A 20,395-nucleotide genomic window follows, 5' to 3' on the forward strand; every position below is an offset into this window, starting at 1 on the left:
GGAGGGGCTGAATGTGCAGACGGAACCGGACTTTCGGCGCCGCCGGGCAACCCCAGCCCCGCCGGCGTTTGAGGCGATCCTTCAGCCGCGCCGGCGCTTGAGGCGCGGGTCTGGGCGGAGCCCGGCTGGGGGTCCCCCCGGACGGAGTCTGGGGGATGGGGGAAGGGCGGGGAGGGGACGTGCCCCGCAGGGCCACGGTTCACCCCGATCCGCAGCCGGGTGCCGTCCGCGAGGACTCCCGTGTGGGGGACCTCGCCGACGGGGACGGTGGTCGACTCGAAGACTCCGTACGGCTGGGCCGGGGACGGCGGGGCCGTGACGTGGAAGCCCGGGTAGCTGGACAGGGCCAGTTCGATGGCGGCCGAGGTCAGGGCGCGGCCCACCCGGTCGGGGGACGGGTCCCGGACCACCAGGCGGAGCAGCGCGCTCGCCGTCTCCTCGGTCGGGGCGTCCTCGTGGTCCGTGCGGGACAGCGTCCAGGAGACCGACTCCACCGGCGCGAGCAGTGCGGCCAACTGCTCCCGCACCAACGCCGCCTTCGCGTCCACGTCCAGGCCCGTCAGGACGAACACGACCTCGTTGCGCCAGCCGCCGATGCGGGTCACGCCCACCTTGAGGGTGGCGGGCGGGGCTTCCCCGCGGGTGCCCGAGATCGCCACCCGGTCCGGGCCGGCCTGCGTCAGCCGGACCGTGTCCAGGCGGGCCGTCACGTCGGGGCCGAGGTAGCGGACTCCCTGGGTTTCGTAGAGGAGTTGCGCCGTGACCGTGCCGACGGAGACGACTCCGCCCGTGCCCGTGTGCTTCCTGATGACCGACGAGCCGTCCTCGGCGATCTCCGCCAGCGGGAACCCCGGCCGGGACACGTCGTGCCGGGTGAAGAAGGCGTAGTTGCCGCCCGTGGCCTGGGTGCCGCACTCCAGTACGTGGCCCGCCACCACCGCCCCGGCCAGCCGGTCGTGGTCGTCGGGCGCCCAGTCGAACCACCATGCCGCGGGCCCGCTCACCAGGGCCGCGTCGGTGACCCTGCCGGTCACCACCACGTCCGCGCCCGCCCGCAGGCAGGCCGTGATCCCGGCGCCGCCGAGGTAGGCGTTCGCGGTGAGCGCGCCCTCCCCGGACGGCAGCAGCGGGTACGGCATCAGGTCGTCGCCCTCCACGTGCGCGACCGCGACGGGGACGGACAGCTTCGCGGCCAGCGCGCGTACCGCTCCGGCGAGTCCCGCCGGGTTCAGGCCGCCCGCGTTCACGACGATCCGTACGCCCCGCTCGTGGGCGAGGCCGAGGCACTCCTCCAGCTGGCGCAGGAAGGTTTTGGCGTAGCCGAGTTCCGGGTTCTTCAGGCGGTCGCGGCCCAGGATCAGCATGGTCAGCTCGGCCAGGTAGTCCCCGGTCAGTACGTCGAGGGGGCCGTCGTTAAGCATCTCGCGCAGGGCGTCGAAGCGGTCTCCGTAGAAGCCCGACGCGTTGCCGATCAGCAGGGGGCGCCGGGTCACCGGGAGGCCCCCGGCGCGCGGCCCGGGCCCGCCGGGCCGGCGAAGGCCTGGGCGATGTCGAGCCAGCGGTCGGCGTCGGGGCCGGACGCCGTCAGGGCCAGGTCGGCGCGGTGGGCGCGCTGGGTCACCAGCAGGCAGAAGTCGAGCGCCGGGCCGGTGACCCGCTGCGGCGCGTCCTCGGGGCCGTACGTCCACACCGCGCCGGGGGCTCCCGGAGCCGTCAGCTCCACCCGGAACTCCCCCGCCGGCGCGGGCAGTCCCCGTACCGCGTACGCGTAGTCGCGCGCCCGCACTCCGATCCGCGCCACGTGCCGCAGCCGGTCCGTCGGTACGCGGCGCACCCCGAGGGCGTCGGCCACGTCCTGGCCGTGTGCCCAGGTCTCCATCAGGCGGGCGCTCGCCATCGACGCGGCCTTCATCGGCGGCCCGTACCAGGGGAACTTGGCGTCGGGCGAGGCCGCGGCGAGGGCCTCGTCGAGTGCGGCCCGGCCGCCCCGCCAACGGGCGAGCAGCTCGGCGGGGGCCAGTGCGGCGCCCTCCTCGGCGCCCGCGTCGACGAAGGAGTCGGGGGCCTTCAGGGCCTCCTCGACGAGCCCCGCGAAGGCGGCGGCGTCGGTGAGGGCGAGCAGCGCGGCCCGGTCGGTCCAGTGCAGGTGGGCGATCTGGTGGGCGACGCTCCATCCGGGCGCGGGCGTGGGCTTCGCCCAGTCGGGGGCGGACAACTCCCCGACCAGGGAGTCCAGTTCCCGCCCCTCCTCGCGGAGATCGACGAAGACGGCGAAGACGTTCTCGACAGCGGACGGATCGGGCACGGGTGCGCTCCCCTTCTCGGCGTGAGGGGAAGCGTGGCAGCCGCCACGAAAACAATCAAGCGTGCTTGCATTATTTTTGGCGGACGCGAACGGGGGCGGGTGGCCGGGGACTTGGGGTGCCCACCCGGCGGGCGGACGGGGCTTGCGCGGACGTGGGCCCGCGGCGAGGATCCACGTCATGGCCGAGCGCAAGGACAGCGATGTGGGTCGCAAGGACAGTGACGTGGGTAAGGACGCGGGCACGGACGCGGACGCGGGCACGGACGTGGGCACCGGCGCGGGCTCGGACGCGCTCGCGGGCGCCGTCAAAGGCGTGATGTTCGACTTCTCCGGCACCCTCTTCCGCGTCGAGCCCACCGAGGACTGGCTGCGCGCAGTCGTCGCGGACGCCGGAATCGACCTGCCCGAGGCCGAACTCATCGCCTGCGCCGCCCTGCTGGAAGAGGCGGGCGCCCTTCCCGGCGGCGCGTCACCCCGGCGGCTGCCGGCCCGGCTGGAGCCGCTGTGGCGGGAGCGGGACCTGAGCCCGGCGCAGCACCGGACCGCCTACACCGCCCTCACCCGAGAGGTGCCGCTGCCCACGGGGTCGACCGGTTCGTCGACGCGTACGTGCTCTCCTTCGAACACGGGGTCCAGAAGCCCGACCCCCACCTGTTCCGGATCGCCTGCGAAGCCCTCGGGGCGGCGCCCGCGGACGTGCTCATGGTCGGCGACGACGCCGTCGCGGATGCGGGGGCCGCGGCGCTGGGCTGCCCGGTCCGACTGGTCGAGCACCTGCCCGTGGCGCAGCGGCCGAGCGGACTGAGCTCGGCGCTCGGGCCGCTAGGGCCTGTCGTCAAACTCCCGTCTGCCTCGCGACGCCTGGCACGCGCTCTCGCCGCACCGGGCGAAAGCCCGAGTACGTCCAGTACGCGTACTTTCGCCCGGCGCGCCGAGAGCACGCACCAGACGCCGCGCGGCCGCCCTTCGGGCGACGACGGGAGTTTGACGACAGGCTCTAGAAGGCTGATGAAGATCTTGTTGAGGGGCTGTCCGGCCGGAGGCCGGGCAGCCGCTCGCGTTCATGTGCCGGCTGGGGCGAGGTGCCAGGTGCCGTTGGTGTTGGTGAGTCCGAGGTTGATCAGTCTGCGGAGGTTGAGGGCGGCTGCTCGGGTGTGGAGCCAGGTGTCGTTCTTAATGGTGCCGATGTATCGGAGTCGGCGGTTGCCCCGGTGGACGATCCAGGCGACGGCGCGTTCGACGGGTGGTCGCCAGCGGCGGTAGGCGGCTTGCCAGTCGGGATCGGTGGCGGCCTGGTGGCGGGCAGCCGCCTGCTGGTCGTGGTGGGGGCGGATGGTCAGGATCCGGCCTGCTTTGGCTTTGGTGCACCGCTCGCGCAGGGGGCATCCGGTGCACAGATCCTTGAAAGTGGCTCTGCGCTGATGGTGCTGTCCGCCGGGATCGGAGAGCGGGACGGTGTGTCCTTGGGGGCAGGTCACGGTCGCCGAGGTGGTGTCGATGGCGAAGTCCTCGAGGGTGAAACCGCCGGGAACGGCCGCCCGCAGCGGGGCGGGTTTGAGGAACAGCCGGTGACCGGCCCCCTCCAGAACCTTGCAGGCGTCGCCGGTGGAGTAGGCGGTGTCGCCGAAGGCGTGAACCGGCTGTTCCTCATCGGCGAGCAGATCCAGGCCGACGGCTGCCTCGTGGTTTTCGGCCCCCGAGCCGGGACGCAGTGCGACGGCGGTGAACAGGCCGGTCTCGGGCTCGACCGCGAGGTGTGCCTTGTATCCGTCCTGCTGATGACTGCGGGTCTTGTGGACGTGGCGGGCTTCGGGATCGACGGTGGAGACGATGCGGCCCGGGGCGGTCCCTCGCGTGATGCGCCACCGTCCGTCGCGGCCGTCGGAGCCGTCGGCGGGCTCGACGTCCTGCCCGGCGACCAAGGCCAGCAGGCCGACCGCGCCGGCGGCCTTCTCGCCGAGCTGCTGCTCGGGCAGGTGCCCCAGCAGCCGCAGTGCGTCCGCGACCAGGCAATCCACCAGGTCGGCGCGGGCCTGGACGTCGTTCCAGGCGATGCGGGGTTTGCCCGGGTCGGTGTAGTCGTGGGCCGTGCACTGCACCGCGGCCACCTCGGCGGCGCCGGGGACCGCCCGGATCACCGCCCGGATCGCAGAGACGATCTGGGTGACGGTGTCCTGGGTGGCGACCGCGTCGTCCAAAACCGTGGAGTCCAGTGCCCGGCGGTGCTTGCCCTTCAGTGCCCCGGTGGCCTTCACGACCTCGCGGACCGCTTCGAACACGCGGTTCGGGCGGGCCGAGCGGGCCAGCCGGCGGCGGAAGTACGCCAGAAGCGACGGATTGAACGCCATGTCGTGCAGACCGAGCCCGCACGCGGCCTTCCACCGCAGGTCACAGCGTAATTCCTGGACCGTCTCGAAGTCCGACAGGCCATGCAGGGCCTGCACCGTGATCGCGGCGGCCAGGATCTGCGGCGGCATGGACGGCCGCCCGTTCGCCGACGGATACATATCCGCGAACATCTCCGCGGGAAACAACCGGCCACGGTGCTCGGCCAGGAACGCGAACACACTCCCAGCCGGAATCAACTCCCGGCACGTCGCCCACACATCGGGCCCGACCAGCTCTCCGACCCACTCCCCTTGAACCACAACAACGAGTCTGGCCCCGCCGCTGACGCGGCGGGGCCAGAACCCAACATCTTCATCAGCCTTCTAGGGCTCCTCTGACACGCAGCCGGGCAGAAGGAATCACGCGACGGCGCCGACCGCCCGGCGGCTGAGGTCCATCGTCCAGTTGTGGACCCAGGTCTCGGCCCCGTCGGCCGAGAAGACCGCTCCCAGCGCGGGGAGTCCGTCTCCGTCCGCGACCACACGAACCGCACCAGGACGTCCTTGCCCCCGTGGGTGTCCTCGCCCTCGAAGACGCCCGTCCCCGTGGCCGGGTCGAACCGTCCGGTGACGGGAGGGAAGAGCGTTCCGGTCCGGCGGCTGACCCAGTTCAGGGTCCACCGCTCGCGCTCGGGCTCGTAGAGCCGCAGGGTCAGCCCCGCGAATCCCTTCGTCGGGAACTCGATCTCGTCGAAGCTCGCGGCGCCGTCGAAGTGGCGGGTGATCCGGGACACCGCCGGAAACGCCTCCCAGCCGCTGTCCGCGTCCAGGAAGTCGGCGAGCCACCGGTTGGACACGTCCCAGGTACCGACGAGGAAGTCGAAGTCGTTCATGTGCGGTCTCCCCACCAACTGATCTCTGCTGTTCTCTGCTGTTCTCTGCTGTTCCTGCGCTGATGGGGGAACCGTAGGAGCACTTCACTGACACCATGTGTCAGTGAAGTCCCAGTGAAGTCCAGCCGGCTGCTCTCGATCCTGCTCCTGCTCCAGACCCGCGGCCGGATGACCGCCGCCGAGCTCGCCGAGGAGCTGGAGGTGTCGGTCCGTACGGTCTACCGCGACGCGGAGGCCCTGGCCGCCGCCGGTGTCCCGCTGTACGGCGACGCCGGGCACAGCGGCGGCTACCAGCTCCTCGACGGGTACCGCACCCGCCTCACCGGGCTGGCCCCAGGGGAGGCGGAGGCCCTCTTCCTCACCTCGTTGCCGGGACCGGCCGCGGAACTCGGCCTCGGCCGCGCCCTGTCCACCGCCCAGCTGAAGCTGCGCGCCGCCCTGCCCGCGGAGCTGCGTGCGCAGGCCGACCGGATGCGGCTGAGGTTCCACCTGGACGCGCCCGGCTGGTACGCGGAGCACGAGGAGACCCCTCACCTGGGGCGGATCGCCGACGCGGTGTGGCGGGGGCGGGTCGTCGAGGTCCGGTACCGGCGCTGGAAGGAACCCCACGAGGTGGACCGGCGACTGGCCCCGTACGGGCTGGTCCTGAAGGCGGGGCGCTGGTACCTGGTCGCGGGCACGGAGCGTGCGGAGAACGCGGCGAACGCCGAGAGAGCGGAGAGTGCGGAGAGTGTGGAGAGTGCGGAAAGTGTGGAAAGTGCACCCCGCACGCCCGGCACGCCCGACCCCCCGCGCACCTACAGGGTGGACCAGATCCTGGCCGTACGGGAGACCGGCGGGGAATGCACGCTCCCCGACGGCTTCGAGCTGGCGGCCCACTGGCGGCGCAGCCAGGCGGAGTTCCACGAGCGGCTGCACCCGGAGGAGGCGGAGGTACGGGTCTCCGCGCGCGCGGCCGCCCGGCTGACCGGCGCCCAGGCCAGGGCCCTCGCCGCCACCGGGACCTCGGACCCGGGACTGCCCGGGTGGACACGGGTGGTCCTGCCGATCGAGTCGCAGGACCACGCGGAGGCGCAGTTCCTGGCGCTCGGCGCGGAGGCGGAGGTACTCGCCCCGGCCGCCCTGCGACGGCGCATCGGAGCGGCAGCCGCCGCGACGGCAGCGCGCTACGGGACGACGGGGGATGCGGGCGCGGGCACGGACCAGCAGGGATGAGGCAGGGGGTGAGGCAGGGATGAGATCGGGCCACGGACGCGTTCGTCTGAGGTCTTCCCTCCGGTGCGGGCGGCTGGGATGCTCCCCGCATGACGACTCGTCGGATGTACCTCGCCACGGCCGCCCTGAGCGCGCTCGCGCTGGGCGTGGCCATGGCCAGCGGCTGGGGCCAGGACCTCCCGGACGGGGACGCCGCCGGCTCCGGCTCCTGGGTGTCCGGGACGACCCACGTCGAGGCGAACGTCCAGCACGCCGACGTGGCGCCCGGGCCGGCCGGCGACGTCATCCGGAACTGACCGGAGCGGACGGGACCGGACGGGACCGGACGGGACGGGACGGGAGCGCAGGGGATCGGCTTGGCCTGAACTCGCCCCACCCCACCCCCACCCCACCCCACCCATCAAACCTCCCTGGAACAACGGGAGTCGGTATAGCCTCATCGCCGACCACGACGGGCACGAGGTACCAGGTACCGGGCACGGGGGCTGGAGCGACATGAGTGTCGGCGTTCGTTATCGGGTGGAACGGATCGCGCTGGCCCTGATGTCCATATCGGGCGTCGTGGTCCTGTTCGCGGACCTCTTCGGGTGGCTCGACGCGCTCGCTCCCGGGGGCGCGCTCCCCAAGGTCACCCTGCTCATCCTGAGCACGGTCACCGTGTTCCTCCTGCTGGAGATCGACCGCCTGAGCAAGCTCGACGTGGTCGAAGCGCAGGTCGCCACACCGACGCCGATCATGTTGTACTCCTGTCGGAGCCTGCGGGAGCTGACGCCCTTGAGGGAGATGACCAGCTTGGAAGGCTGGACTTTCGGCCGGTAGCGCACGAGCAGGTGGCGTTGTTCGCCGTTGAACTGTTTCAGCTCGGCCTCGAACTCGACGCAGACCTCCCGCGTGATCCTTCGGTGCGGGTCAGCAGGGCGCCGGCGAACGCATTCCGTCGATACTTGGTGCCGAAAACCAAGTGAACGTGCAGGTTACAGAAGACATGGCGCCTGCTTCTGACATCGGAATGTGCATTCCAGCGCGGCGACACAAACCACCGCTAGGTTCCCAATCGTGAGCCAAAACACCTTAATCAAGCGACAGTTCGGGCACCGCGCCCGGCTCGCGCTGTCTCCTGCCGAGGTGTTGAAGACTGATAGCCAGGCGCACGCGGCCCGCACCATGTGGAACCTGCTGCACGCCTGGTGGCAGATGATGCCGAAGGAAAAACGGACCCTCGCGAACGCGGATGCCGCCATACGCCAGGCCCGCGAGGACATCGTCTTTCTTGCTGTCCTGCCCGCGCAGGCCGCGCAAGCGGTGTTGAAAACCTATGTACTGGCGTGGAAGAACTGCTGGGACGGCCGCGCGGACGCCCCGAACTTCAAGGGCCGCATCCGCACGGTGATGTCCGTGGACATCCCGCAGGGCCGGGACCTGAACATCACCCGCGTGCACCGCCGCTGGGGCATGGCCAACATTCCCAAGATCGGTCGGGTCCGATTCCGGTGGACCAAGGACCTGCCCGTGGGCAAGCACGCAGGCGCGGAGAACCGGATCACCGGGGCCCGGATGATCAAGGACGCCCTCGGCTGGCACATCGCCTTCCGCATCCAGACCCTGGAAGCCACGCCCGCATCCCACCAAGGGCCGGACGTCGGCATCGACGTGGGCGTCACCCTGCCCATCGCCCTCTCAGACGGTGAGACGTACGAGCACGGCGAGTGGCTGACCGGTAAGGAGCAGGCCAAGCTCCTGCGCCTGGAGCAGCACGCTGCGCAGCGCAAGCAGCAGCGCAAGCCCGGCGAGCCGACCAGCCGCCGGCTGCGCCACACCTACGACCAGATCGCAGTACTCCGCGCGAAAGCCAAGCGCAGGGCCCTGGACTGGCAGCACCAGACGACCACCACCATCGCCCGCACCTACGGCACGATCGTGGTCGAAGCGCTCACCATCACGAACATGGTCAAGTCCGCCAGGGGAACCATCGAAGAGCCGGGGAAGAACGTCGCCCAGAAGTCTGGGCTGAACCGTTCGATCAGCGGGGAGGCGTGGGGCCGGACGGTCACCATGCTGACGTACAAAACCGCCCGGCTCGGAGGCACCCTGCACAAGGTTCCCGCCCCGGGTACTTCCCAACGCTGCTCGGCCTGTGGTGTCACCACCCCAGGTAGTCGGGAGTCCCAGGCCGTGTTCGTGTGCAAGAACCCGGACTGCGGCTGGTCGGGCAACGCCGACCACAACGCGGCCCGGAACGTCTTGCTCCTGTACCGGGTGGGCCTCGCGCTCGTCCCGGCTGCCGGGAGGGCAGTCGTCAGGCGCGCGAAGCGCGTCAAGCCCGCTGCCGCAAGGTAAGCAGGAATCTCCCGGCTTCAGCCGGGAGAGCACTTCAACACCCGCACCTGGTCCACGACGCGAAGACGCACTCGCTCGCGACCGTGTCCATGCTCTCCGACACCCACTCCGACCGGCTGGCCGCCCGGGTGACCGAGCTCCTCGCCCGAGGCGACCGGGAGGACGCGGCGGACAGGGCGGACGGCTTCAGGGAGATCGAGGAGCGGGCGCTACGGCTCAAGGCCGGCTTCTACGATCAGTTCCTGCCCGCGCTGGACCCCTTGACGACGGCCTGAGCACCGGAAACGTTCCGCGGGCCGGTCTGCGAGCGGACCGCGCCCATGCTCGCCACGATGACCAGCGCGATCGCCACCGCGTCGAGCGCCGACAGCGCCTGGTTCAGGATCAGGAACCCGGCCGTCGCGGCGATCGCGGGCTCCAGGCTCATCAGGATCGCGAAGGTCGGCGCCGGGAGCCGGCGCAGGGCGAGCAGTTCCAGCGTGTAGGGCAGGACCGAGGACAGCAGCGCCACGCCGAGGCCCAGGAGCAGGGTGCTGGGGCGCAGCAGGGCCGAGCCGGCCTCGATCACGCCGAGCGGCAGGGACAGTACGGCGGCCACGGCCATCGCCAGCGCCAGCCCGTCGGCCTGCGGGAACCGGCGGCCGGTCCGCGCGCTGAACACGATGTACGCCGCCCACATGCCGCCCGCCGCGAGGGCGAAGGCCACGCCCAGCGGGTCGAGCCCGCCGAGGCCGCCTCCGCCGTGGGTGGACAGCAGGACGACTCCGGCCAGCGCCAGCCCGGCCCACAGCAGGTTCAGCAGGCGGCGGGAGACCACGACGGAGAGCACCAGCGGGCCCAGCACCTCCAGGGTGACGGCGGGGCCGAGCGGGATGCGGTCGATGGCCTGGTAGATGAAACCGTTCATGCCGGCCATGGCCACGCCGAACCACACCACGGTCGACCAGTCGGAGCGGGAGTACCCGCGCACCTTGGGCCGGCAGACGAGCAGCAGCACCAGCGCGGCCGCGGCGAGCCGCAGCGTGACCACGCCGGCCGCGCCCGCCCGCGGCATGAGCATCACCGCGAGGGCGGCGCCGAACTGCACCGAGACGCCCGCCGTGACCACCAGGGCGACGGGGCCGAAGCGGGCCCGGAAGGAGCCGTCCGCGGGGGCGGGGACCGGGGCGGGGGCGGTTGCCTTCGCTCGCGAGGGCTCGGTGGGCGTGGCGGTGGGTGCGGGCATTTATCCAGATTAGGGGGTGGGTAAGGACCATGCGTCCGTGTTTTGCCTTACATCCGGTGTACGTCCGGTTCCGGCAGGCCTTCCGGCAGTCCCTCCGGCAAGCCCTCAGCCAGGACCTCCGCCAGGTGGCGGGCCCGGCCGCCGGCCAGCTGCGCGATCTGGGTCCGGCAGGAGAACCCGTCCGCCAGCACCTCCGTACCCGGCGCGGCTGCCCGCAGCGACGGCAGGAGCTGTTCCTCGGCGCAGGCCACGGAGACCTCGTGGTGTCCGGGCTCGAAGCCGAAGTTGCCCGCGAGGCCGCAGCAGCCGCCGCTGAGCTCCCCCGTCAGCCCGGCGCGCTCGCGCAGCCGGCGGTCGGCGGCGTCGCCGAGGACGGCGTGCTGGTGGCAGTGGGTCTGGCCGGCGACCGGCCGGTCGAGGCGGGGCGGCTGCCAGTGCGGGGCGTACTCCTCCAGGGTCTCGGCGAAGGTTCGGACGGCCGCTGCGAGACGGGGTGCGCGGGGGTCCTCCGGGAGGAGGGCGGGCAGATCGGTGCGGAGCGCTGCCGCGCAGCTCGGTTCGAGGACGGTGACGGGACCCTGCGGGGCGCCTGCGGCGTCCAGCGCGTCCAGGGTGTGGCGCAGGACCCTGCGGGCGGCGTCCAGGCGGCCGGTGGAGATGTAGGTCAGCCCACAGCAGACGCGGCCCGGCTGCACCACGGGCTCCAGGCCGGCGGCACGCAGGACCCGGACTGCGGCGTGGCCGGCCTCGGGCGCGAGGTACTCCGTGAACGTGTCCGGCCACACCGTCACGACGGTCCCGGGCGTGCCCTGCGGGCGGCCGTCCCCTACCCGCCCTTCCCCCATCCCCCAGACTCCGTCCGGGGGGACCCCCAGCCGGGCTCCGCCCGGACCCTTCGCCGGGTGCGGCGCCGCTCCCGGGGGCCAGCCCCCGGACCCCCGCTCCTCAAACGCCGGAGGGGCTGAATTTTCGCCGGCGCCGGCCGCATCCAGCCCCGCCGGCGTTTGAGGCGCGGGGTCTGGGGCGGAGCCCCAGGGGGTCCGGGGCGCAGCCCCGGGGAACGGTGGAAGGGCGGGTAGGGGACTTCGCCCCGCGGAGCGGGCCGCGGCGCGCCACGCGCGGGTGAAGGGGGTTCGGGCCAGGCGCGGCAAGGGGCGGGAGCGCTCCAGGCCCGGGAGGCGCAGGAAGCGGGACAGGAGGTTGAGGGGCCGCGCCAGGCGCAGGGCGGCGATCAGGCGGAGCCAAGCCGGCAGCCCGCCCAGGGCGTAGTGGGAGAGCGGGCGCAGTCGGCCCGCCCAGTGGCGGTGGAGGAACTCCGCCTTGTAGGAGGCCATGTCGACCCCCACCGGGCAGTCGCTGCGGCAGCCCTTGCAGCCGAGGCAGAGATCCAGCGCCTCGGCAACCTCCGCCGAGCGCCAGCCGTCGGTGACGATCTCCCCGGCCAGCATCTCGTGCAGCAGCCGGGCCCGCCCCCGCGTGGAGTGGCGTTCCTCCCCCGTGGCCCGGTACGACGGGCACATCACCCCCGGCCCGCCGACGTCCGTCGAGCGGCATTTCGCGACGCCGACGCACCGCGCCACCTCCCCCGCGAACGGCGAGGGCGGCAGCACCGCGAAGCGGAGGTTCTCGTCGAGGCGGGCCGGGCGGACCAGGATCCCGGGGTTCATGCCGCCCGCCGGGTCCCAGACCCGCTGGTAGGACTCGAAGAGGCCGATCACCGAAGGCCCGTACATCCGGGGCAGCAGCTCCGCCCGCGCCTGCCCGTCCCCGTGCTCCCCGGACAGGGAGCCCCCGTGCGCGACCACCAGGTCGGCGAGGTCCGAGGAGAAGCCCCGGAAGCGGGCCACGCCCGGCGGCGTCACCAGGTCGAAGTCGATCCGCACGTGCACGCAGCCCTCGCCGAAGTGGCCGTACGGGGATCCGCGCAGCCCGTGCTCCGCCAGCAGGGCCCGGAATTCCCGCAGGTAGGCGCCGAGCCGGGCGGGCGGTACCGCGCAGTCCTCCCAGCCCGGCCAGGCCATGGTCCCGTCGGGCATCCGGGTGGCCGTGCCCGCCGCGTCCTCGCGGATCCGCCACAGGGCCCGCTGCGCCGCCGGGTCGGTGAGCAGCAGGCTGTCCACGGCGTCGGAGGCTCGCAGCAGGGCCCGCGCCGCTCCCTCGTCGCGCATCTCCACGAACAGCCACGCCCCGCCCCGCGGGAGCCCGGCGGCCGCGGCCGCGCCGACCAGGTCGGCGGCCATCCCTTCCACGGTCAGCGGTTCGTAGGGCAGCAGCCCCGCCGCGGCCTGCGCCGCCGCGCTCTCGTCGGCGTACCCGAGGACGGCCAGCGCCGGGGCGGCCGGCAGTTCCACGAGCCGTACCAGGGCCTCGGTGACCACCCCGAGGGTGCCCTCGCTCCCGCAGAACGCCCGGGCCACCTCGGTGCCCCGCTCGGGGAGCAGCGCGTCCAGGCCTCCGTAGCCGGAGATCCGCCGCGAGAAGCCGTCGGCCGGGCCTCCCGCCATGCCGGTGCGCAGGACGGCCAGGTTCTGCGACACCAGCTCCCGCAGCCCGTCCGGCGCGCCCGTCCAGCCCGTGCCGAGCCGGTAGGAGGAGCCCCCGTACGCCGTCACCGCCAGCTCGGCGACGTTGTCGGCGGTGGTTCCCCAGGCCACGGAGTGGGCCCCGCAGGCGTTGTTGCCGATCATGCCGCCGAGCGTGCACCGGGAGTGCGTGGAGGGGTCCGGCCCGAAGGTCAGCCCGTGCGGGCGGGCGGCGTCCCGCAGCCGGTCGAGGACCAGGCCGGGCTGGACCACTGCGGTGCGGGCGGCCGGGTCCAGGGAGACCAGGGCGTTCATGTGGCGGGTGAGGTCCAGGACGACGCCGACGCCCGTCGCCTGACCCGCGATGGAGGTGCCGCCGCCGCGCGGGACGACGGGGACCCCGGCCCCCGCGCACACCGCGAGCGCGGCGGCCACGTCCTCGGCGTCGCGGGGGGAGACCACGCCGACCGGGACGCGGCGGTAGTTCGAGGCGTCCATCGTCGTCAGGGCCCGGGCGGCGGCGCCGAAGTCCACCTCTCCGCGCAGGTTCTTCCGCAGGGTCCGTTCGAGTTCACCGGGTGACGTCACGGCTGACAGCCTCCCACCGCCTCCCGCCCGAATCCCACCGGCTCGCATCCGCCCGCGTCATCTCATCGGGTGGACGCGGCTCCAAGGCGTGGACCCGGACCGGATACGCTCCGCTTGTGGCCGAGATCCAGATTCCCGCTGACATCAAGCCCGCCGACGGACGCTTCGGCGCGGGCCCCTCCAAGGTGCGGACCGAGGCGCTGGACGCCCTCGCCGCCACCGGTACCTCCCTGCTCGGAACCTCCCACCGCCAGGCTCCGGTCAAGAACCTGGTCGGATCGGTTCGCCAGGGCCTCCGGGACCTCTTCTCCCTCCCCGAGGGCTACGAGGTGATCCTGGGCAACGGCGGCTCCACCGCCTTCTGGGACATCGCGACCGCCGGTCTCATCGAGCGGAAGTCGCAGCACCTCACCTTCGGTGAGTTCTCCTCCAAGTTCGCCAGCGCCGCGAAGTCCGCGCCGTGGCTGGACGCTCCGTCGGTGATCTCCTCCGACCCGGGCACCCACCCGGACCCGGTGGCCGAGGCGGGCGTGGACGTGTACGCGTACACCCACAACGAGACCTCGACGGGTGTCGCGGCGCCGATCAAGCGCGTCGCGGGCGCCGACGAGGGTTCACTCGTCCTGGTGGACGCGACCTCGGGCGCCGGCGGTCTGCCGGTGGACATCACCGAGACCGACGTCTACTACTTCGCCCCGCAGAAGTCCTTCGCCTCCGACGGCGGCCTGTGGCTGGCGGCGTTCTCCCCGGCGGCCCTGGAGCGCGCGGCCCGCGTGCACGCCTCCGGCCGGCACATCCCGGAGTTCTTCTCGCTGCCGACGGCGATCGACAACTCGCTGAAGAACCAGACGTACAACACCCCGGCGCTCTCCACCCTCTTCCTGCTGGACCAGCAGCTGGAGTGGATGAACAGCCAGGGCGGTCTGGAGTTCACGACCGGCCGTACGTCGGCCAGCGCGGCCCACCTGTACGGCTGGGCCGAGGCGTCGAAGTACGCCAGCCCCTTCGTCGCGGACTCCGCGAAGCGCTCGGCCGTCATCGGCACGATCGACTTCTCGGACGACATCGACGCGGCCGCGGTCGCCAAGGTGCTGCGCGCCAACGGCATCGTGGACACCGAGCCGTACCGCAAGCTCGGTCGCAACCAGCTCCGTATCGCGATGTTCCCGGCGATCGACCCGGCGGACGTGCAGGCGCTCACCGCGTGCGTGGACTACGTCATCGAAGCCCTCTGACCCACAGGTCCGACCCGGTCCGCTGAGGTCCCCTCCCGTCCGACACGCTCCGAAGCCCCCGGTGACACCTCGTCACCGGGGGCTTCGCGTCGTCCGCGTCCTCGCTGAAGAGGCCCTGAGCCGGTCCTGAACGAGCCCTGAACGAGCCCTGAAGACCGAGGCCCGCCACCCGCCCCCGAACCCCGGGACCTTGGTCCCAAAAATCGGGGCAAAGAGCCCGCAAACGGAAGATCCACGCCCCCGTCGCCGCCTGCGGTTTTATGCCGCGGGACCTTCGGCAGGGGCCCCTCCCGGCCCCCCGGAGGGGCGCAACCAACCACCCCAGGATGTCCCTCATGTCTGGTGTGCCGGGAACGAACCCCGGCCCGTTCAGGAGGAACCCCATGCGCAAGGCACTTACCTTCTCGGCGATCGCCCTCGCCTCGTCTATGGCCCTGGCCGCCCCCGCCGTCGCGTTCGCCGCCGACTCCGCCCCGACGGCGTCGAGCAGCCCCGGCGCCGGCAAGACCGCCGCCCCGGTGGCCCTGAAGGTCTCGGTCTCCTCGGCCAAGGCCGGCGACTCCGTCCAGCTCTCGATGGAGGTCCCGGACGGTTCGACGAACCTGTCCCTCTCCTCCAAGGCCCTGAACGACGTCAAGATGACCGACGGCCGCGGCGCCACGGCCACCGTCGCCCAGGTCCCCGCCGGCAACTACGGCATCTCCCTCACCGGCACGGGCCCCGACGGCAAGAAGCTCCAGGCCACCGCGCAGCTCACGGTCAAGGCCGACGCCCCGAAGCCGACCGAGTCCACCGTCAGCCTGTCCAAGGACAACGGCAAGCCGGGCGACAAGATCCAGGTCACCATCAAGACCTCGGTGAACGAGAAGAGCGCGTTCGTCACGTCCGACGCCTTCGGCGGCCAGGTCAACCTGAAGAGCAACGGCAAGGGCGTCTGGACCGGCACCGCCGTCGTCGCCAAGGACGTCAAGTCCGGCTACTACGGCGTCGGGGCCTACGCGGGCGGCAAGAAGTTCGACACCGTCAAGTTCTCCACCGACGCCACCGGCCCGGTCAACCCGAAGCCGAACCCGAAGCCGAAGCCGACCCCGGTCGACCCGAGCCACCACAAGACCCCCAAGGGTTCCGTGAACACCGGCCAGGCCCCGCTCGGCTGGGTCCCCTCGGACGCCGCGAACCATGGCTGAGCAGTCCACCCCCGAACGTGCCCCCCGCCGGAGCGGCCGCGCACTGCGCGTGGCCGCCCTGGCGGGCGCCTCGGCGCTCACGGTCCTGCTGATCTCTTCCTGCTCCTCCGGCGGTGACGCCGCCGGCGGCGCGGCCGAGAACGACCCGGCCGACGCCAAGGCCGCCTCGGTGCTGGGGGCCTCCGTCCCGGACCGCATCGTGATCCCGGACATCAAGGTCGACGCCCCGCTCGACTCCGTCGGACTCGACGCCCAGGGCGCCATGCAGGAGCCCGACTTCGCGAAGCCCAAGGACGCGGCCTGGTACAAGGAGGGCCCGACCCCCGGGGAGAAGGGCGCGGCCGCCATCGTCGGCCACATGGACACCCCCCGGGCGCCCGAGGCCGTCTTCTACAACCTCAAGAAGCTGAAGAAGGACGAGAAGATCGAGGTCCACCGCGACGACGGCTCCACCGCCGTCTTCGCCGTGGACACGGTCGACACGTTCAAGAAGGACCGGTTCCCGACCGACAAGGTCTACGGCGACACCCACGGCAAGGCCGAGCTCCGCGTCATCACCTGCGGCGGCAACCTCACCGAGGACCGCCACTGGGACGCCAACGTCGTGGTGTTCGCGCACCTCGTCGGACAGGAATAGCCCCTCGGCCCAACGGGTGACTACTTCGCCACGGCGAAGCGCATGAGGGCCTGCTCGTCGCCCGCCTTGATCTTGCCGGTCTCGTTGATGACGTGGAGCTTCCAGCCCGACCCGTCCCGGACCGCCTTGGCCACGGCGCAGCCGTTGTCGCTCCCGAGCAGGCTCGGCCAGATGTCGGCGACCTGCTGTGTGCTGCCGCCCGTGCCGTCGTAGACCTTGAAGCTGATGTTGCGGGCGCTCTGGAAGGAACTGCCCTTCTTGTACGCGGCGGCGACGAAGACGATGGACGTGACGTTGCCCGGTATCCGGGCGAACTCGACGGTCACCGTCTCGTCGTCGCCGTCGCCGTGGCCGGTCTGGTTGTCCCCGCTGTGCAGCAGCGAGCCGTTGCCCATGGGGTCCAGGGAGTCGAGGCCCGCCAGGCGGACCGGGTCCGCGCCCTGCATCGCGATCGCGATCAGGTCCAGGTCGGTCCCCATCTTCCGCTTGAACTTGCCCATCAGGCCGCCGCTGCTGCCCACGGTGGGGTCCCACGAGACCCCGATGGACAGGTGGGTTACGCCACCCAGGTCCGCGGGGCCGTCTTCCTTGGTGAGCGTGATCATGCGCAATCCTCACAAATAGCAGTGCGATACCGACTCCTGAAGTCTGCCCGAAGCCGGTTCGTTTGCGGAGCCGCTCGACGCACGCGATACCTTCAGGGCCTCGGCATCCGGCGTTTCCCGGATGCCGTACAGCGCAGTACAGCGCAGTACAGCTTGGAGGCAGCAGCGTGAGCGTGCGAGTGACGGCGGCCCAGGACGGCGTGGACCCCTTCGGCACGGCCCGGCTGCGGCGCGGGGTGCTCGACGCCTGGGGCGCCGGCCCGGCCCGCTTCCGCGAGGACGCCAACGCCGAGGAGGACCTCGCGCTCGGCGGCTACCGCGACCGGCTCGTCGTCGAGCTCGCGCAGAACGCCGCCGACGCGGCCGCCCGCGCCGGGGTCCCCGGCCGGCTGCGGCTCACCCTGCACGCGGGCACCCACCAGCCCGACGGGCACGCGCTGCTCGCCGTCTCCAACACCGGCTCCCCGCTGGACGCCACCGGCGTGGAGTCCCTGTCCACGCTGCGCGCCTCCGCCAAGCGCGACGACTCCTCCGGGAGCGTCGGCCGCTTCGGCGTCGGCTTCGCCGCCGTCCTGGCCGTCTCCGACGAGCCCGCCGTCCTCGGCCGGCACGGCGGGGTCCGCTGGTCCCTGGCCGAGGCCCGGGAGCTGGCCCGCGGCGCTGCCGTCGGAAGCTCCGGGCTGGGCGAGGAACTTCGCCGCCGCGACGGCCACGTCCCGCTGCTGCGCCTCCCGCTGCCCGCCGAGGGCACCGCGCCCGAGGGCTACGACACCGTCGTGGTCCTCCCGCTGCGCGACGCCGCCGCCGAGGAGCTGGCCGGGCGGCTGCTCGCCGCCGTCGACGACGCCCTGCTGCTGACGCTGCCGGGGCTCGCCGAGGTCGTCGTGGACACCCCCACCGGGGGCGTGCGGACGCTGACCCGCCGCACCGAAGGCCCGTACACCGTCATCGCCGACTCCGCCTCGGACACCAAGCGCTGGCGCACCGTCCGCCACTCCGGCCCCATCGAGAAGGCGCTGCTCGCCGACCGGCCCGTCGAGGAACGGCTGCGGCCCGTCTGGGCGGTGTCCTGGTCCGTGCCCGTCGACGCCGAAGGCGCCCCGGTCCGCCCCGCGACCGCCGCCGTGGTGCACGCGCCGACCCCGACCGACGAACCCCTCGGCATCCCCGCGCTGCTCATCGCGACCCTGCCGCTGGACACCACCCGCCGGCACCCCGCGCCGGGGCCGCTGACCGACTTCCTCGTGGAGCGCGCGGCCGACGCGTACGCCGAACTGCTCGGCTCCTGGGACCCGGTGAGCACCGCGCTCGTGGACCTCGTACCCGGCCCGCTCGGCAAGGGCGAGCTCGACGGGGCCCTGCGCGCCGCCGTCATCGCGCGCCTGCCCCGTACGGCCTTCCTCGCGCCCGCCGCCCCCGCCGAGGACCCTGAGGAGCGGGCCGCCCTGCGCCCCTTCGAGGCCGAGGTGGTGGAGGGTGCGGGCGCCGACACCGTACGGGTCCTGGCGGAGGTCCTGCCGACCCTGCTCCCGGCCGGGCTGGAACGCCGCCCCGAACTGCGCACCCTGGGCGTCGGCCGGCTGCCGCTCGGCGAGGCCATCGAGCGGATCGCGGGCATCGAGCGGACCCCGGAGTGGTGGTACCGCCTCTACGACAGCCTCGCCGGGGTCGACCCCGACCGGCTCTCCGGCCTCCCCGTGCCGCTGGCCGACGGCCGCACCGCGATCGGGCCCCGGCACCTGCTGCTGCCCGGCGCGGACGCCCCGCGGTCGGGCAGCCCGGAGGGCCTGGCCCGGCTCGGCCTGAAGGTGGCCCACCCCGACGCGGTGCACCCGCTGCTGGAGAAGCTCGGCGCGCTCCCGGCGAGCCCGCGCGCCGTCCTGACCACCCCGCAGGTGCGGGCGGCCGTCGCGGCCTCGCTGGACGCCGGGGAGATCTGGGACGAGGACGCCCTCGACCCCGAGGAACTGGCCGACATCGTCCTCGGCCTGGTCCGGGACGCCGAGCTCTGCCCCGGCGACGAACCGTGGCTGGGCGCGCTCGCCCTGCCCGACGAGGACGGCGAACCGACCCCGGCCGGCGAGCTCCTGCTGCCCGGCTCCCCGCTGGCCTCCGTGGTCCGCGAGGACGAGATCCCGTACGTGGACGCCGAGCTGGTGGAACGCTGGGACGAGCGGACCCTCACCGCCGTGGGCGTCCTCGCCGCCTTCCAGCTGGTCCGCGCCACCGACGTGGTCCTGGACCCCGACGAACTGGAGCCCCGCGACGGGGACTTCGCCGAGCCCGACGACGCCGGTCTGCTCGACGCCGTCGACGTGTGGTGCGAGGACCTCCTGGACCAGCTCCCCGACACCCCCGTGCCGCCGGTCGCCACCGAGCTGGTCGCCGTACGGGACCTCGACCTGGTCGACGACGACTGCTGGCCCCAGGCCCTGGCCATGCTGGCCCAGCCTCCCTACCGCGACGCCCTGACCCAGCCCGTGCGGGTCCTGCTCCCGGACGGCACCACCCGCTCCGTGCGCTCGTACACCGCGTGGTGGCTGCGCGACCACCCGGTCCTGGACGGCCGCCGCCCGGCCGGCCTGCGCTCGGCGGGCGGCGACCCGCTGCTGGCGGGTCTCTACACCCCGGCGGACGCCACCGGCTTCGAGGACGAACAGGTGCTGCGGGCCCTGGGCGTACGCACCACCGTGCCCGCCCTGCTGGAGGAGCCGGGCGGAGCCGCCGAGCTGCTGGGCCGCCTCGCCGACCCGGACCGGGAGGTCGGCGGACGCCAACTCCACGGCCTGTACGGGGCGCTGGCCGAGCTGGACCCCGAACAGGTCACCCTGCCCGACGAGCTGCGCGCGGTCGTGGACGGCGAGGTGGTCGTGGTGGACGCGGCCGAGGCGCTGATCGCGGACGCCCCCGACCTGCTGCCCCTGACGGCCGGGCTCCCGCTGCTGCCCGTGGCCCCGTCCCGGGCCGCCGACCTGGCGGAGCTGTTCCAGGTCCGGCGGCTCTCGGAGACGGTGCCGGCGGAGGTGACCACGGAGGGCGAGGAGCACGAGGTCCCCGAGTCCGTGCACCAGCTCCTGGGCCCGGCCACCCCGAAGAGCTACGTGGAGCACGAGGAACTCCATGCGGGCGGCACCGAGCTCGACTGGCGCCGCACCCCGGACGGCACCCTGCACGCCTCCACCGTGGAAGGCGTCGCCGCGGCCCTGGCCTGGGCGGCGGGCCAGTGGCCGCGCCGCTTCGAGGTGGCGGCCCTGCTGGAGGACCCGTCACGGACGGCGGAGTTGGCCCGGGACCGCTGGTTCGACTGAGCCGTCCCCAC

15 protein-coding genes and 3 pseudogenes are annotated in these 20,395 nt (G+C 73.0%); 10 read left to right on the forward strand and 8 right to left on the reverse strand.

Annotated features, from left to right (window positions below; genetic code table 11):
- Nucleotides 1-74: 74 nt before the first annotated feature.
- Nucleotides 75-1,421, reverse strand: a pseudogene (locus AC3IYI_RS18380) (acyclic terpene utilization AtuA family protein); the annotation flags it as partial.
- A gap of 68 nt (nucleotides 1,422-1,489) precedes the next feature.
- Nucleotides 1,490-2,305, reverse strand: a complete 816-nt coding sequence (locus AC3IYI_RS18385) for a TIGR03084 family metal-binding protein (RefSeq protein WP_489411210.1) — start codon at nucleotides 2,303-2,305, stop codon at nucleotides 1,490-1,492.
- A 316-nt stretch (nucleotides 2,306-2,621) separates the two neighbouring features.
- On the opposite strand from AC3IYI_RS18385, the pseudogene AC3IYI_RS18390 reads away from it, so the two are divergent.
- Nucleotides 2,622-3,133, forward strand: a pseudogene (locus tag AC3IYI_RS18390) (HAD family hydrolase); the annotation flags it as partial.
- Between the two features lie 233 nt (nucleotides 3,134-3,366).
- Here AC3IYI_RS18390 and AC3IYI_RS18395 read toward each other — a convergent pair.
- Complete coding sequence (locus AC3IYI_RS18395; protein ID WP_489411551.1) at nucleotides 3,367-4,926, reverse strand: IS1182 family transposase; 1,560 nt, start codon at nucleotides 4,924-4,926, stop codon at nucleotides 3,367-3,369.
- Nucleotides 4,927-5,052: 126 nt separating this feature from the next.
- The gene (locus AC3IYI_RS18400) at nucleotides 5,053-5,175 is read right to left on the reverse strand and encodes a hypothetical protein (RefSeq protein WP_489411211.1); all 123 of its coding nucleotides are present in this window, start codon (nucleotides 5,173-5,175) and stop codon (nucleotides 5,053-5,055) included.
- A gap of 464 nt (nucleotides 5,176-5,639) precedes the next feature.
- Here AC3IYI_RS18400 and AC3IYI_RS18405 point away from each other — a divergent pair, with 464 nt between their 5' ends.
- The 3 genes from AC3IYI_RS18405 (at nucleotide 5,640) to AC3IYI_RS18415 (ending at nucleotide 7,559) form a co-directional block, all read left to right on the forward strand.
- Nucleotides 5,640-6,740 (forward strand): helix-turn-helix transcriptional regulator, encoded by a 1,101-nt coding sequence (locus tag AC3IYI_RS18405; protein WP_489411212.1) that lies wholly within the window; start codon nucleotides 5,640-5,642, stop codon nucleotides 6,738-6,740.
- An 89-nt stretch (nucleotides 6,741-6,829) separates the two neighbouring features.
- A complete protein-coding gene (locus AC3IYI_RS18410) occupies nucleotides 6,830-7,036 on the forward strand; it encodes a hypothetical protein (protein ID WP_489411213.1) in 207 nt (68 codons plus the stop codon).
- 199 nt (nucleotides 7,037-7,235) lie between these two features.
- Nucleotides 7,236-7,559 (forward strand): hypothetical protein, encoded by a 324-nt coding sequence (locus tag AC3IYI_RS18415; RefSeq protein ID WP_489411923.1) that lies wholly within the window; start codon nucleotides 7,236-7,238, stop codon nucleotides 7,557-7,559.
- On the opposite strand, the pseudogene tnpA reads toward AC3IYI_RS18415, so the two are convergent.
- A pseudogene (tnpA, locus tag AC3IYI_RS18420) lies at nucleotides 7,478-7,773 on the reverse strand (IS200/IS605 family transposase); the annotation flags it as partial. The gene AC3IYI_RS18415 and the pseudogene tnpA overlap by 82 nt on opposite strands.
- 92 nt (nucleotides 7,774-7,865) lie before the next feature.
- Here tnpA and AC3IYI_RS18425 point away from each other — a divergent pair.
- Both AC3IYI_RS18425 and AC3IYI_RS18430 read left to right on the forward strand, forming a co-directional pair.
- Nucleotides 7,866-9,077, forward strand: coding sequence for an RNA-guided endonuclease InsQ/TnpB family protein (locus tag AC3IYI_RS18425; protein ID WP_489411214.1), 1,212 nt, complete (start codon nucleotides 7,866-7,868; stop codon nucleotides 9,075-9,077).
- Nucleotides 9,078-9,160: 83 nt separating this feature from the next.
- Nucleotides 9,161-9,352, forward strand: coding sequence for a hypothetical protein (locus AC3IYI_RS18430; protein ID WP_489411215.1), 192 nt, complete (start codon nucleotides 9,161-9,163; stop codon nucleotides 9,350-9,352).
- Here the strand turns inward: AC3IYI_RS18430 and AC3IYI_RS18435 are convergent.
- Together AC3IYI_RS18435 and AC3IYI_RS18440 are read right to left on the reverse strand one after the other, a co-directional pair.
- Nucleotides 9,313-10,302, reverse strand: coding sequence for an EamA family transporter (locus AC3IYI_RS18435; protein ID WP_489411216.1), 990 nt, complete (start codon nucleotides 10,300-10,302; stop codon nucleotides 9,313-9,315). The two genes, AC3IYI_RS18430 and AC3IYI_RS18435, sit on opposite strands and share 40 nt — an antisense overlap.
- Nucleotides 10,303-10,349: 47 nt before the next feature.
- Nucleotides 10,350-13,460, reverse strand: a complete 3,111-nt coding sequence (locus tag AC3IYI_RS18440; protein ID WP_489411217.1) for an FAD-binding and (Fe-S)-binding domain-containing protein — start codon at nucleotides 13,458-13,460, stop codon at nucleotides 10,350-10,352.
- Nucleotides 13,461-13,528: 68 nt separating this feature from the next.
- Between AC3IYI_RS18440 and serC the strand changes: the two genes are divergently transcribed.
- From serC to AC3IYI_RS18455, 3 genes are all read left to right on the forward strand, one after another.
- A complete protein-coding gene (serC, locus tag AC3IYI_RS18445; RefSeq protein WP_489411218.1) occupies nucleotides 13,529-14,647 on the forward strand; it encodes a phosphoserine transaminase in 1,119 nt (372 codons plus the stop codon).
- 383 nt (nucleotides 14,648-15,030) lie between these two features.
- Nucleotides 15,031-15,834 carry a hypothetical protein gene (locus AC3IYI_RS18450; protein WP_489411219.1) on the forward strand — a complete coding sequence of 268 codons (804 nt, stop codon included), beginning with the start codon at nucleotides 15,031-15,033 and terminating at the stop codon, nucleotides 15,832-15,834.
- On the forward strand, nucleotides 15,827-16,471 hold the full coding sequence (locus tag AC3IYI_RS18455; RefSeq protein WP_489411220.1) for a class F sortase: 645 nt from the start codon (nucleotides 15,827-15,829) through the stop codon (nucleotides 16,469-16,471). Before AC3IYI_RS18450 ends, AC3IYI_RS18455 begins: the two co-directional genes overlap by 8 nt.
- A 20-nt stretch (nucleotides 16,472-16,491) precedes the next feature.
- On the opposite strand, the gene AC3IYI_RS18460 is transcribed toward AC3IYI_RS18455, so the two are convergent.
- Nucleotides 16,492-17,076, reverse strand: a complete 585-nt coding sequence (locus AC3IYI_RS18460; RefSeq protein WP_489411221.1) for a TerD family protein — start codon at nucleotides 17,074-17,076, stop codon at nucleotides 16,492-16,494.
- 167 nt (nucleotides 17,077-17,243) lie between these two features.
- Between AC3IYI_RS18460 and AC3IYI_RS18465 the strand changes: the two genes are divergently transcribed.
- On the forward strand, nucleotides 17,244-20,384 hold the full coding sequence (locus AC3IYI_RS18465) for a sacsin N-terminal ATP-binding-like domain-containing protein (protein WP_489411222.1): 3,141 nt from the start codon (nucleotides 17,244-17,246) through the stop codon (nucleotides 20,382-20,384).
- Nucleotides 20,385-20,395: the final 11 nt, after the last annotated feature.

Source organism: Streptomyces sp. GL_148 (genome assembly GCF_057834205.1).